The organism is Colwellia sp. RE-S-Sl-9 (assembly GCF_048296855.1).
In the GTDB taxonomy this organism is placed as follows: Bacteria; Pseudomonadota; Gammaproteobacteria; order Enterobacterales; family Alteromonadaceae; genus Pseudocolwellia.
Genome location: NZ_CP182631.1, coordinates 3257283 through 3272421, shown reverse-complemented (window position 1 = coordinate 3272421; position 15139 = coordinate 3257283). Strand labels below are relative to the sequence as shown.

The 15139-nt window shown below is 37.0% G+C and carries 10 protein-coding genes; 5 read left to right on the top strand and 5 right to left on the bottom strand.

What is annotated here, in order from left to right:
* Positions 1 to 280: 280 nt before the first annotated feature.
* The 3 genes from ACM9HF_RS14125 (at position 281) to ftnA (ending at position 3312) form a co-directional block, all read left to right on the top strand.
* The gene (locus ACM9HF_RS14125) at positions 281 to 1735 is read left to right on the top strand and encodes a cellulase family glycosylhydrolase (protein WP_473609918.1); all 1455 of its coding nucleotides are present in this window, start codon (positions 281 to 283) and stop codon (positions 1733 to 1735) included.
* A 420-nt stretch (positions 1736 to 2155) separates the two neighbouring features.
* Entirely contained in the window at positions 2156 to 2629 is a 474-nt protein-coding gene (locus tag ACM9HF_RS14120; RefSeq protein WP_473609914.1) for a peroxiredoxin, read from the top strand.
* Between the two features lie 152 nt (positions 2630 to 2781).
* Positions 2782 to 3312, top strand: coding sequence for a non-heme ferritin (ftnA, locus tag ACM9HF_RS14115; RefSeq protein WP_473609910.1), 531 nt, complete (start codon positions 2782 to 2784; stop codon positions 3310 to 3312).
* A 248-nt stretch (positions 3313 to 3560) separates the two neighbouring features.
* On the opposite strand, the gene ACM9HF_RS14110 is transcribed toward ftnA, so the two are convergent.
* The 3 genes from ACM9HF_RS14110 to ACM9HF_RS14100 are packed head-to-tail and all read right to left on the bottom strand — an operon-like array spanning position 3561 to position 7931.
* On the bottom strand, positions 3561 to 5999 hold the full coding sequence (locus ACM9HF_RS14110; protein WP_473609907.1) for an ABC transporter permease: 2439 nt from the start codon (positions 5997 to 5999) through the stop codon (positions 3561 to 3563).
* A complete protein-coding gene (locus ACM9HF_RS14105; protein ID WP_473609903.1) occupies positions 5992 to 6687 on the bottom strand; it encodes an ABC transporter ATP-binding protein in 696 nt (231 codons plus the stop codon). The genes ACM9HF_RS14110 and ACM9HF_RS14105 overlap by 8 nt, the downstream gene beginning before the upstream one ends.
* Positions 6687 to 7931 carry an efflux RND transporter periplasmic adaptor subunit gene (locus ACM9HF_RS14100; RefSeq protein WP_473609899.1) on the bottom strand — a complete coding sequence of 415 codons (1245 nt, stop codon included), beginning with the start codon at positions 7929 to 7931 and terminating at the stop codon, positions 6687 to 6689. The genes ACM9HF_RS14105 and ACM9HF_RS14100 overlap by 1 nt, the downstream gene beginning before the upstream one ends.
* A gap of 261 nt (positions 7932 to 8192) precedes the next feature.
* Between ACM9HF_RS14100 and ACM9HF_RS14095 the strand changes: the two genes are divergently transcribed.
* Both ACM9HF_RS14095 and ACM9HF_RS14090 read left to right on the top strand, forming a co-directional pair.
* A complete protein-coding gene (locus ACM9HF_RS14095) occupies positions 8193 to 9569 on the top strand; it encodes a sigma-54-dependent transcriptional regulator (protein ID WP_473609895.1) in 1377 nt (458 codons plus the stop codon).
* Entirely contained in the window at positions 9566 to 10915 is a 1350-nt protein-coding gene (locus ACM9HF_RS14090) for a sensor histidine kinase (RefSeq protein WP_473609892.1), read from the top strand. Before ACM9HF_RS14095 ends, ACM9HF_RS14090 begins: the two co-directional genes overlap by 4 nt.
* A 93-nt stretch (positions 10916 to 11008) precedes the next feature.
* Here the strand turns inward: ACM9HF_RS14090 and ACM9HF_RS14085 are convergent, their stop codons facing one another.
* Positions 11009 to 13387 carry an agarase gene (locus ACM9HF_RS14085; protein ID WP_473609888.1) on the bottom strand — a complete coding sequence of 793 codons (2379 nt, stop codon included), beginning with the start codon at positions 13385 to 13387 and terminating at the stop codon, positions 11009 to 11011.
* A 186-nt stretch (positions 13388 to 13573) separates the two neighbouring features.
* Positions 13574 to 15028 carry a sulfatase-like hydrolase/transferase gene (locus ACM9HF_RS14080; protein ID WP_473609884.1) on the bottom strand — a complete coding sequence of 485 codons (1455 nt, stop codon included), beginning with the start codon at positions 15026 to 15028 and terminating at the stop codon, positions 13574 to 13576.
* Positions 15029 to 15139: the final 111 nt, after the last annotated feature.

The window sequence follows — 15139 nt, the reverse complement described above, 5'->3', positions numbered from 1 at the left end:
TAGTCATTATGCAGGGCTGCGTTTTTAATATGTCGTTATTCGACTCAAGAAAGCGATAACGCAGCATCAATGCCAAACTAGCCCTACCTTACAGGTTCATTTAAAGAAAATTTATACCCAAAAACTCAACACACCCTAATGTTTTTATTTATATGTTCCTTTCATATTAATTAAAGTCTGCTACGCTAAATTAGTGAATAAGACTTATTATCATTTACAGGTCTATTTCATACGCCCAGCTACGGGTTTGCCATTACAAACTTTAACTCAAGGAAATATTATGAATAACGATATAAATAATTACATCAAGGGAACACTCAAGGCACTAAATCTAGCTTTATTAATAGGCTGCTCAACAATTGCTAATGCAGCAGTTCAGCCACTCAATGTAAGTGGTAATCAGATATTAGCAGGTGGACAAAGCACCAGCTTTGCGGGTACGAGCTTATTTTGGAGTAATACAGGTTGGGGAGCTGAAAAATTTTACACTGCTGAAACTGTTGCCAGTGCTAAATCAGAATTTGGTGCAACCATTATCAGAGCTGCAATAGGCCATGGTGTTAATACAAGTGGTAGCTTGAATTTTGATTGGGACGGTAACATGGATCGCCTTGATACCGTGGTAAATGCTGCTATTGCACAAGATATGTATGTAATCATTGATTTTCATAGCCATGAAGCACATACAGATCAAGCCAATGCTATTAAATTTTTTGAAGAAGTAGCAACTAAATATGGTCAATACGATAATGTTATTTATGAAATTTATAACGAACCCCTACAAATTTCTTGGGCTAATGACATAAAACCCTACGCAGAAGTTGTTATTGATACCATTAGAGCGATTGACCCCGACAATCTCATCGTTGTAGGCACACCTACATGGTCACAAGATGTAGACGTTGCATCTACAGATCCAATAGATCGCGCCAATATAGCTTATACCATTCATTTTTATGCCGGCACTCACGGAGCTTCGTTGCGAAATAAAGCACAAACAGCTTTAAATAATGGCATAGCATTATTTGCCACAGAATGGGGAGCAGTGAATGCTGATGGTAATGGTAGTGTCAACATTAACGAAACAGATGCATGGATGGCATTTTTTAAAGCAAACAATATTAGTCACGCTAATTGGTCAATTAATGATAAAAATGAAGGTGCATCAACTTTTACACCTGGTGGCAGCTGGAACTCTCTAACAGCATCAGGCACTAAAGTTAAAGAAATTATTCAAGGCTGGCAGAGTAGTGTTGTTGTTTTAGATAGCGACGGTGATGGCGTAAATGATAATGTTGATCAGTGCGATAATACTCCATCGGGTACAACTGTAGACATTATTGGTTGTGCTGTTACAGACAGCGACGCTGATGGCGTTAGTGATAATATTGACCAATGCCCAAATACTCCAGCAGGAACCAATGTAGATGCTACTGGCTGTGCTGTTACAGACAGCGACGCTGATGGCGTTAATGATAATATTGACCAGTGCCCAAATACTCCAGCAGGAGCCAATGTAGATGCTACTGGCTGTATAGTAACAAGCGGTATCGATTGTAGTAATATTAACACTTACCCTAATTGGGTTAGAAAAGATTATCCTGCAGGTCCGTTTACACATAATAATGCTGATGACAAAATGCAATACCAAGGTAACCTATATGAAGCAAATTGGTATACAAGTACTACACCTGGTAGTGATGGTTCATGGACATTAATTAGTAGCTGTAATTAAGCTTTAACAAAAAGTTAAACAATTATACCCGTAGCCATTTATTGTGAAGTTTTTAGTTCCCACTGAAACCTGCATCTTGAATGGTAACGGGTATATACCTTTTAATTATCCCTCACTCGTCAATCAAGTAATCACTTGATATTAGTATCCTAAAACAAATAAATTATGAATTACCGCTAGGCAAGCTCTCTCATAATCATCTAAAATGAATTGATAGCACAGAGAAGGCCAAGCCAATGAGTAAGTCTTTATGTAAGTGGAAAAAAAGGGAAATTGAAAAAGGACTTCATGAATTAGCACATATTGTTGATAAACCCCGATTTGTCTGTAAAGATTGCGCAAGAGCAGCACATGACAAAGGGTTTCTTTGTAAACCAGTCAAATTACCATTATCTAATTAAATAATCTTAAGGACTATTCATGATCAAGCAAAACGAAAAAATGCCAACGGGCGAACTACAAGAATTAACCAGCGAAGGTATGATCACGCACAATACCGACGAGCTATTTGCTAACAAAAAAGTGGTTTTGTTTGCTGTACCAGGTGCATTTACACCAACCTGTTCAGAATCACATTTACCGGGTTATGTTGTATTAGCCGACCAATTAAAAGCTAAAGGTGTTGATCAAATTGTTTGTTTATCAGTTAACGATGCTTTTGTTATGAACGCTTGGGGCAAAGCAAGTAATGCAGAACACATAACTATGGTTGCAGACGGCGACGCTAGCTATACAAAATTACTCGGCTTAGAACTTGATACCGCAGCTTTTGGTGGTGTACGTTCTCAGCGCTACGCTATGGTAATAGACAACGGCGTAGTAACTAACTTACTTGTTGAAAAACCAAAAGAATTTGAAGCGAGTAAAGCTGAAACAGTATTAGCGAGCTTATAAGCGATACTAACACTATTCAGGTTAGTAAAGAAAATGAAAACCATTATCATTATATGTTACTGTTTTTATTATGGTTTTCTTTTCCTTTTCACTTGAAGTATTAACTTAAACAAGGCAAGATCCACTCAACTTTAAAACACTAGAGAAACATCATGCTAAAAGCTCCAATGGTTGAAAAACTAAATACACAAATTAATTTAGAATTTTATTCGTCAAACCTTTATTTACAAATGAGCGCTTGGTGTGAAGAAAAAGGCTTTGAAGGTGCTGCGCAGTTTATGCGTAAACATGCTACTGAAGAAATGGATCACATGACTCGTCTATTCACTTACGTAAGTGAAACAGGTGCATTACCTATTTTAGGTGCTATTGATGCGCCACCACATGAATTTAAATCTTTAGCTGACATTTTCGAAAAAACCTACGAGCACGAATGTTTAATTACCGAGCGTATTAATTCATTAGCGCATGAAGCTTTTACCAATCAAGACTACTCAACATTTAACTTCTTACAATGGTATGTCGCCGAGCAACATGAAGAAGAAACACTTTTCAAAAGTATATTAGACAAAATTAACTTAGTAGGACACGACGGACACGCATTATTCTTTGTTGATAAAGATTTAGCTGAAATGGCAAAATCAGGCACTTCACCAAGTATTATGTCGCCAGCTAACGCTTAAGTTTAAGCTGGATTATATTTTTAAAAGCTCACTGAATTTGCTTTAAAGCATATTCAGTGAGTTTTTTATAAGACACGACCATTATTACAAAACCTTGCCTTGAATTGATATCACTCAAGTACTCTGAAATACGCATATTGACTGGTAACGAGCATAAACATCAATAAATAAAAAGTAACATCCCTGTTACTATCTAAAGTAAAGTCCATATTACTAAACTCGTAGTGAACGAATCTCTTAGTTCTATATTACTCATACCTTAAATTAGTGATCGGTTTAGCCGTAGCACTGTACGCTGCTTGTGTTGCAATAATTAACCACGCCAATACCAATGGAAATAAACCGGCAACTAAAAATAATCCAAAACTTAATTCTATTGAATCAGCAAAACTGTCTAGCCATGTGTTCATTGCAAAATAGGCAATAGGCCACGCAAATATATTAGCGAGTATAACTAATACCGAAAACTCACTAGTGAGCAGCCATACAATGTCAAACACTGAAGCTCCCATCACTTTTCTGATGCCTATTTCTTTACGTCGACGTTCTGCGGTAAAAGAGGCTAAGCCAAATAATCCTAATGAAGCCACTAAAATAGCTAAGCCCGAAAAAAAACCAAACACTTGCGCTTGCTTGTCTTCTTGTTGATACATTGCATAGAAATTTTCGTCTAAAAACGTTCGGGCATTCGGTATGGTTGGCATAAGCTCCAAATGAAGTGCGTCAATATGTTCAAGCACTTGCGATAACATATTCGGATCAAAACGAACACTCACATAGCGCTCTTCGCCTTTTACAAGATGATAAACCTGTGGCTGTTTGTTTTCATGTAAAGATCCCATATGAATATCCTCCACCACACCAACAATTTTGTAATTGGTATAACCGGGCGGAAAAGGAATTTTAATAACCTTATTTACCGCACCTTCTGGTGTGTAACCTAATATTTTTGCTGACGTACGGCTTATCACCGCAGTACCACTGCCTACTGGATTATCAGATGTCGGCACAATGACATAATTATCACCCTGGGATTGTGAAAAATAACGCCCCGCTAATAACGGTATTTTATAGTGCTCAAAAAAATCAAAGCTGGCGTTAAGAGTGGGTAAACTTACTAAGTTTTCAGCAACAATATTTTGATCTTCACGCACGTAAGACCACATATCTCGCAATGGTGTAGTGGGTAATTGTTGTGCCGCGGTTACCGAAAGAATACCAGGGTGTTCTAACAAACGTTCACGGAAGTGTTTATATAATGCATTGCGGCTTTCAAAGCCTTTAGCATTACTTAAAGGGAGCACAATATTGTTATTACGATCGTAACCGGGGTTACTTTGTCGAGCAAATTCCGTTTGTTTAATCACCACAAGAGTCGCAATAATTAAAGTAATTGAAATAGTAAATTGCAATACCACTAAAACCTTACGTAAATAAACAGCGCCTTTTCCTTGGCCTTGTCCTAGTGCACCTTTTAGTACTTGCGCCGCTTCAAAACGCGATACATAGAAAGCTGGATAACTACCAGCAAAACTACCCACTAACATTGTGGTTAAAATACTCCCCACGATTACTTCAGCAGTATAAAAGCTCTCAAAGTTTAAGCTGCGATCAATAAAAGCCGCAAACCATGGCAAACTTATTTCTACCAAAACACAAGCTAATATCATGGCAATAGTTGTCATTAAAATAGATTCTACTAAGAACTGACTAGCAAGCTGTGCTTTACTTGCGCCTAATACTTTACGCACACCCACTTCTTTGGCTCGTTGCGTTGAACGTACCGTACTTAAGTTCATAAAGTTAATGCAGGCAATAAGCAAAATAACTAGCGCTATAACGGAAAAACTATAAACAATAAGGTAACTACCATTAGTCGTAACTTCATAAGACAAATCAGAAAACAGGTGAATATCGGTAATTTTCTGTAATTTTAGTGATTGCGTATCGGTAACATTTTCGCCTAATTGCTGCATCATGGCAGGAAACTTTGCTTCTAACTGCTTGGCATCAACCCCTTCTTGTAAACGTAAATAAATGTAGTAATAGTTTAAATCCCAGTTTTTTAAATCGGCAGGCGTCCACTGACGCATTGATTCAAGCGAAAGCAACACCCTAAATTGTAGATGCGTATTTTCAGGCTGATCAGCAATAACAGCGGTAATCTCCATAGGATTACTATTGAATAATATATATTCGCCGACAGGGTTTTTATCATCAAAAAATTTTTTCGCTATTGACTCTGTTAACACCAGTGTTGAAGGTCTTGTTAGGGCATTATCTTTATCACCAGCTAATACCTTAAAATTAAAGGTATCGAAAATGTCACTTTCGGCCATTAGCATATCGTCAATAACTACGGTGGTTTCTTCGTTACCAAGGGTAAATTTCCAGCCCATCCCCATTAAGCTTATGGCTTCAATATCACTAAACTGACTTTGAAGCGCTTCTTTAAAAGGTGGAGCAATACCAGCACTATGAATATCGTCAGCATTGTAATGGCGAGTAACTCGGTATGTGCGATCAGCCTCTTTGTAGTAATCATCAAACGAACTTTCATAGCGAACAAAAATTAAAATAAGAAAGCAAATGGCTAACCCCAAGGCCAAGCCAACAATATTAATTACGCTAAAAAGCTTATTGGCTAAAATATTACGTAACGCAATAGACAAATAATTTTTAAGCATGTTCAGCCGCCTCAACCGTATTATTTTGTGTCGCTATTTGACCATCAAATAAATGAATAATACGGCTGGCATATTCAGCATGGTAAGCCGAGTGCGTTACCATCAAAATAGTCGTACCGTTATCATTTAAGTCTTTTAATAGTTCCATAACTTCATCACCATGTTTTGAATCTAAATTACCGGTGGGTTCATCCGCTAAAATTACCGCAGGTTTGGTTGATAATGCCCGAGCAATTGCCACCCTTTGCTGTTGGCCACCTGATAATTGCTGCGGCATATGATTGGCACGATGACTAATATTCATTTGTTCAAGCACTTCATTTACACGTGCCTTACGCTCGCTACCGGGGATTTTGTGATACAGCAACGGCAGTTCAACATTTTCGGCAACGGTGAGTTCGTCAATTAAATTAAAACTTTGAAAAATAAAACCTATATGGCCTTTACGCTTTTGGGCTAACTGACTTTCTGATAACTGGCTAATGTTTACATCATTAAATAAATAGTCACCTGATGTGGGTGAATCGAGCATACCTAACAAATTTAACAAGGTTGATTTTCCACAACCTGAAGGCCCCATAATAGAAATGAATTCTCCTTTTTCAATTTGCACATTTACATCTTTTAATGCATATGTTTCAACATCACTTGTGCGGTACACTTTATTAATATTTTGTAAGCGAATCATTATTTGTCCTCTATTGTTATTTTTTCTGCACTCTTAAGGTTGCTATAGCTAGAAATAAGTACCGTTTCGCCTGCACTTAAACCACTCAATATTTCAATTTGGGCAGGTGTATGTCTGCCAATAGTTATTTTTCTCTGCTGCGCATAACTTGCTGTTGGGTCAAGCACATACACCCATGTACCTGCGCTTTCTTGCATAAAAGCCCCATTATCAAAAAGCAGTACTTCTTCACTATCACTCAGCATTAAACGCGGTGTTAATGTTTGCCCACGGCGAATGCTCTCTGGTGTTTTGTTAATAAAATGAAGGTCTATTTCAAACTCATTATTTTTTACTTGTGGGTAAATTTTTCTTAACACTAAGGTGTATTGCTCGCCTGAAATATTCACTATTGCTTGTTGTCCGATAACTAAGCGATTTAAATAAAACTCACTCACTAAACCTGTCGCTTTAAATTGCTCAACATCATCAATTTGCCCTAAACGCTCACCACCACTTTTACTTTCGCCGACATCAAGATCAAACGAGGTTAACCTACCGCTACGGGGAGCTTTTACTAATAAGTTGTCTAAATTACTGCGTGCTATTTTTAAATTTTTTTCTAATTGAGATACATTACTTTCAAGTTGTTTAATTTGCGCTAAACGCATTTTTTCTTCTTGCACTTGGCTTTCTAATGTTATGTTTCGGCGTTGTGTTAAATAATGCAGTTCATTACCTAACGTTTCTAACTGTTCTTGATCGATAAAGTCAGCCATTGTTTTCCGACGTTTAAGCTGTAGGTTTAACTGTTTTATTTGATGATCTAATTCAATTAAATCTCGTTTCAAACTCAAGCGATTACGCTCTATATCTAACTGAGTATTACGTAAATTGTTTAATTGCTCGCTCACCTGAGCTTCTCGAGAAATAAGATCGAGCTGTAATTTAGTATTGCTTAAGCGTAGTAACGCTTGCCCCTTAGTTACAATGTCGCCTTCTTCAACCAGTACCTCTTCTACTCGTCCGCCTTCTATTGCATCTAAGTAAACACTTTTAAAGGGCTCAACTCTTACACGTAAAGGAATGTAATCATCAAATGATGCTTTTCTTACTACCGAAGTAATAATACGTTCTCGTGTGACTACAACATTTTTTAATGACGTTTCAGTTCGCCAAAATGCGCCAATTAATAAAGCAACAATGAAAGCTATAATCAGTATTTTCCAAGAAGCAAAGCTAGATTTTTCAATTTTTTTATCCATAATGCTAAGCTTTATTACCTACATTCATACCTAAAAAACAATCTAATAAATTCATATTTATTTACTATATAAGCCAGATAGCAAGTAACAAAGCGAATAACATGCCATTAAAAATAACATTAAATATCAACAAGATATTATTTTTAAATCTAAAAAAGTGTACGCTAGCTATACAGTAATGTGTACGATAGCGTACACTTATTTAAAGCTTAATTTTTCAGAAAGCAACTTTAGGTTTTAATAAAATAAGTAAGGAACATAATGAATAAAAATCAGGCTAATATTTTGGTAATTGATGATGACCCCGATATTTTATTGGCGGCTGAAATATTTTTAAAACGCCATTACCAAAAAATAGTTACCCTGACAGATCCAAACCAAATAGAAAAAAACATGAATGAAACCCCATTCGATATTTTTCTGTTAGACATGAATTTTGCTATCGGTTTAAATACGGGTGATGAGGGCTTACATTGGCTTAATAAAATATTAACCATTGAGCCAAACGCTGTTGTTATTTTGATGACCGCCTACGGAGATGTTGAACTTGCAGTTAAAGCAATAAAACAAGGTGCTGCTGATTTTGTATTAAAGCCATGGAAAAACACTAAACTACTCGCCACCTTAAATTCTGCCTTATTACTGAGTGAATCTAAAAAGCAAATTAAGCAGCTAAATATTAGCCAACAAGCGCTTCAACGAGAGCAGCAACAAAAAAATCCAGACGTTATTGGCCAATCTCCCGCATGGCAGCAATTATTAACGATTGCAAAAAAAGCAGCGAGAACCGATGCTAACGTACTGGTTTTAGGAGAAAATGGCGCTGGTAAAGAAGTTATCGCCCATGAGATTTATCGTCATTCAAACCGAGCTGACCATCTTATGCTCAGTGTTGATTTAGGCGCAGTGCCCGAAAATTTATTTGAAAGTGAATTATTTGGCCACGTGAAGGGTGCATTTACTGACGCAAATAGTGATCGCGCAGGCCGTTTTCAAGCGGCTGCAGGTGGTACCTTATTTCTTGATGAAATAGGCAACCTACCCTTACATTTACAAGCCAAACTATTACGCGTTATTGAACAAAAAGAAATAACACCGCTAGGCTCAAACAAAGTCATTAAAGTGGATGTACGACTTATTTGCGCTACCAATATGCCTTTACAACAATTAGTAGATGAAGGCTTGTTTCGTGCTGACTTATTCTATCGTATCAACACCGTACAACTACAAATACCACCTTTACGTGAACGCCAAGAAGATATTCCGCTTTTACTTCAACACTTTATTTCGCGCTATACGCGTAAGTATCAACTTGACAAAAAATCACTTGATGCTAAAGCCCTTAAAAACCTAAAACGCTATCGTTGGCCGGGCAATGTACGAGAACTTGCCCATGCGGTAGAACGTGCACTTATTTTGTCTGAAAATTCAGAGCTTACTGAACAAGATTTTTTATTAACCGCTCACAACAAAACCTTAAATAAAGACAGCTTTTCCGACTGCAACCTTGAGCGTATCGAAAAATCTGCAGTTAATCACGCAATAGAAAAACACGGTGGCAATATAAGCCATGCAGCGGATGAACTAGGTATTACTCGCACCTCTCTTTACCGACGCATTAAGAAGTATAATCTATGAAACTAAAATTCCGCTGGCGTTACCGCGTAAAATTACTCAGTCTAATAACACTGTATTCATTAGTATTATTAGCAATATATACCTTGGTTCAACAACCTCAATATTATTTCAGCCAACTTGTTTTGATTGGTATTGCGGTTTTATTAATTATCACCATAATTTATATTTGGGAAAAGCAATTAAAACTACTTGAAGTGTTTTTTCAAGCTGCCAGTCATGAAGACTTTTCTCAGCACTATACTAGTAATAGCCTTAGTGAAGAATTAGCCGCTAGCTTAAACACCATAGTTGATACATTTCAAAAAAATCGTGTTAACGAACAAACAGAAAATAGTTTTTTAAAAAGCATTATCAGGCAGGCACCTATCGCTATTTTAGCTTTTGATGATAGGCAGCGATTAACCCTTTTTAACCATACAGCAAGTCGATTATTAGCAATTAAGTCGCCCTCCACTATTCACGACTTAGCCATAAGTTTTAGCGAACTACCACCGTTATTACAAAGCCTAGCTGATAATAATTATGCGTTGCATAAAATGTATCGCGAAGGTGTTGCTTACAATTTAAAACTATCCGCTAATCAAATTATGTTAGCAAATAAAACTCAAACCATTGTAACTATTGAAAATATTGGCAAGGAAATTAATCAGGCAGAATATTTAGCATGGCGAAATTTAATTAGTGTACTCACCCACGAAATGATGAACTCGATAACGCCTATTGTTTCGTTAGCGGATAACTGCCGCGATATATTAACACAACCCAATTTGCTGACCTTACCAGCCGAAACACTTGAGCAAGAGCTTGATGACACCAAGCGAGCGTTAAACACTATAGCCAATCGTAGCCAAGGTATAATGGATTTTGTTGATAGCTACCGACAACTGAGTAAGCTGCCAACACCTACCCTTCAAACCATTAACTTAACAGAGTTGTTAACCTCCGTAGCCCTATTACAACAACCTAAGCTTACTGATTTAAATATCACAATGCATACGCAAGTCATCCCTGAAAATTTAAACGTGCAAGCAGATAAGCAACAACTAGAACAAGTACTAATTAATGTTATTAATAACGCGGCAGAGGCTTGTAAAAATAACACAATAGGTATTATTAATATTAAAGCAACTATGCGTAATAACCATATAGTTATCGCGATCAAAGATAATGGTAGTGGTATAGAAGACAAAGTATTAGAGCACATATTCACACCATTTTTTACGACCAAACGCAATGGAACAGGAATTGGCATGAGTTTAACAAGGCAGATTATACATGCACATGGCGGACAAATTTCTGTGAAGTCTACGCCTAATACAGGAACAACGATTGAGCTAATTTTTTAGCGACGAAAATAAAAAAACGTTATAACTATGAAGTTTATATCTCCATAGCCATAACGTTTATACCCGTTACCAAATTCAGGTTTATTTAATTTCTTATTTATTTTTCATGGCGTCTTTACCGTAATAACGGCGTTTGTACATATTTTGATGCATCTCTTTTGCAGCGGCAACCATGCTCTTATAAGGTATGTCGGTTACGCTAACAAAACCATTATTATAGTTTTCGCCATCATAAGCTCGCCCTGCAATAGGTGAATCTGAATATTGAAATAAATGTGCTCCAACAAAATAAGGATTGTCAGCGATTGAATAAATATAGTTTTTTAATTTAAGGCCGCGATCTTCTTGGTTTGCCGCTAACGAAAGGCCACCATGTACATGCCCTGCATCGGTTGCACCAAAGGTAAATTCGCCTACTAGGGCCGGAGCATCAACTTCTTCCATAAATGCCCATTCGCTTGGTACTAAACCTTCGTCGTATGTATTGTAGGTAATTACGTCCATATATTTAGCACCCGATTTAACTATTTCAATAGGTCGTCCCCAACCAGGAAAACGAGAGCCTAAATATAAATGATGCGGTAATACCGAACGTAATGCGCGTTTTACCGTATCAAAATATTGATCGCCATATGCATAAAGTAATTCACTATAATCTTGCTTTTGTTGCTCTGTGGTAAAGCTTGAATCAATCCCTTTTGCAAAAGCTTCCCATGACGCAATGTCTTTTTTCCAAGCAGTATTTAGTGCATCAATCGTTTCATATTTTTTCTTAACTATTTCAGTAAATGCGGCTTTCGCATAAACTTTTTCAGCATCTAGTTTTAATGTATTGATGATAATACCGTACTGACCTTCGCCGCCATCACTACGTCCAAAGCTTTGCTCGTTGTCTAAGAAAACTCCCATGCACCAAGGGCTGTTCTTAATTTGTGACGCTACATGATTAACAGCAGCAAGAGAGCGTTCTTTAAATTTAGGGTCGTATGGATCCGGTACGCCATGCCAAAAATCGAAGCCACTTGATAGAGTATCAAAATCACCAATAATATCAGCGAACGCTACAAATGGAATTTGGGTATTACTGTATAGTTCTTGCTGAGCCCAGTTACCTAACGAAGTAAATCCCCAGTCAACCATGCGTTTTAAGGTAACTTCTCTCCATTGGTCTAAATAGGATTCTTTTGTGGTTTCACCATATTTACGTTCTAAGTTGGCACTATAAAAACTAAATGTTTCACCATGCTTTAATGGCCCTGATTGTGTTTCTCGGCGGTAACCAAAGTGATTACCTAAATCATCATCATAATTTGGTAACCATTCAAAAACATTTGCACGAATTTCGTTAGCAATATGCCTTGTGGGTAAAGCTTCTTTAGGTGCTGGGTTTAGTGGTAGATCATCTTCTCCTAACAACATATCAGCGGTGCGTTGAGGAATAAGCTTTTGGTCAAAATCGTAACCTGTCATCGTAGATGAATTTGATAAACGAATAATATCGATACCTGTTGATAAGTATAAATAACCTTCTGGATCAACTAACCACCACTTCCCGTCTACTTTCTCTGTGCGGAAGAAACCTGTCGCTTTTAAACGAGGGCCATCTTTCCAACCACTAAATTTAGAACGGTCAGACATTAACTCACCTTTAAGGCTGGCTAATTCTTTATCACGTTGGGCAATTAGCTCTTTCTCTGAATGCACTTTACCTTCGTATTCAACTTTTGCATTTTGTCCGAATTTATCAATAACGCCGGTTAAAAATTCCGTATCCATTTTAGGGTTGGGTCTGAGGCGAATATTATCAATCGTAAATTGTCGGTCGCTACTTAAGCCATTGGCGCTAAAAGAAATACGTTTAATACCACTTAGGTCTAAATGTTTTTTACCCCATAAAGAAGCCACTTGTTGATCGTTAGATTGCCAAGTTACAGGATTAGAACGAAAACCTGATTCAAAATTATATTCATTTTTACCACCCCACGATGGGTCAAATTGATCATGACCGTCCATTTTAGCGTAAACCGTAATAGCCTCGCCAACAGGCACTACCATTACACGGCTGTAAGATTGTCCTTTAATATCACTCATACCAAGGGTTAGCTCTGTAGACTCATCGCCATAATTAGCCACATCAAAAGCAATATGAAAATCTTTATATTGACTCCAGTCCCATGCTTTTTCAGGTGTTAACGACAAACCTGCATTCTTATTTTCTTGGGTAGATAGTTTTACAGTTAAAGCATAATCGCCCGCGATGCCTTTATTACCTGAGGTTAATTCGCTGCTACCGTTATAAGCTTTAATGTAGCTAGGTATTTTTCCATCTTCAAAGTCTATTAACTTAACTTCTTCAGGCATAGTGGCATTTTGAACAAGTGTATTGTCTGGCTGATTACATGCAGTAACTAAAACTAGAGTCGCGGGCAATATTGAATAATAGCGCCACGTTTTATTTTGAAAGTTATTCATTTTATAACCTTTATTATAATTCACATAAAATATTGTTAATTGTTTACTATATTCTCATCAATAAGCATGCATGTGAATTTTTTATCTAAATAATTTTTTATTAATAAAAATTTGGTGATAAAAAATGGCCGTAACCTAATAGGATTACGGCCATTCAATAAATGGTTTATCTTTATTATTTATCAGTTATTTAATGGTATAAATTTTTTGATTTTTAGCATCAGCAATATTTTTTTGATGAAGTTGTTCGTAAAAAGCATCACGTGCTTTTTTATATTCGTTTGCTTGATGCAGTAGGTTATTTTGATTCTTTTTATTCCATTCGTTCCATAATACGGCAAGCTTAGCTTGCTCATCAGGACGTTGATCAACAATATTATGCTGCTCAGTGGGATCTTCAACCATATCAAAATAAGCGCGATCTACACCAGGTAAACCTTGCTGCATATATTTTCCTGTAAGCGTACGTACAGCCCAAATATTATCAGCTTCTTCTAAACGCCAAAACAATGCTTTATGTGGAGTACCCTTATTTTGTCCTGTAACAAAAGGTACTAGATTAACACCATCTAATAAACCATCAGAATCATCTGCGCCGGCTAACGCAACTGAAGTTGCAGCAATATCTAACGAAGAAACTAGGCCTTCAAAAACCTGACCTTTTTTAATTTGGTTAGGCCAATGCGCAATAAATGGTACGTGTACACCACCTTCTAACAAGGCCACTTTACCGTGACGAAACGGTGAATTATCTGCCCAATCAAACGTTGGCCACCAAGTATCAGGATACAAGCCACCATTATCTGAAAGGAAAAATATTAGCGTATTATCAAACTCACCACTTTCTTTTAACGCATCGATAATCATACCAATGCCCTGATCCATTTCATCAACCATTGCTGCATAAATTTGACGCTTTGGATTTTTAATATGGCTATATTTTTTGATTGTTTCTTCAGGTGCTTGCAGCGGAGAATGCGGCGCATTGTATGACAAATACATCATAAATGGCTGGTCTTTATTGTCAGCGATAAAGCGCGTGGCATCTCGGCTTAATGCTGTAGTTAAGTATTCATCAAATTCAGCAGGCTTGTGGTTGCGCATGATAGGTAGTGAATAACCATCTCCGCCTACATGAACTTGCTCTGGCATATAGTTATGGCCGCCATCTAAAAAGCCATAAAAATAATCGAAACCACGTTTGTTCGGTTGAAATTTAGGTGCTCCGCCGAGATGCCATTTACCAAAAACAGACGTTTTATAACCCACTTTTTGTAAACGTTTAGCAAATGTAGTTTCTGTTAACGGTAATCCCATGTATTTGTCGTTAGGTGAGTACGACACATTATTTTCCATACCAAATCGGGCTTGGTATCGACCCGTTATTAAACCTGCTCTTGAAGGCCCGCAGTATGGGTGAGTAACATAACCATTTTTAAAAATAACACCATCGCTCGCCAACTTATCAAGATTAGGGGTTTGTATATCTGTTTTTCCAGTAAAACCCACATCGTTGTAACCTAAATCATCTGCTAAAATCACAATAATATTCGGTCGTTCATCACTTGCTATTGAATAAAATGAGGAAAAAAACAAGCTACTAAGCGCTAGCAACTGAACTAAAAAACGACTATTTAACATACTATATCTCTTTATTTAACTTAAATGATTATTAGTGTTTACTTGCCTTACATAGTAAAAAATCAACAATATACAATCAATTTTAAATAAAATAACAAGTCTATCTTTTGA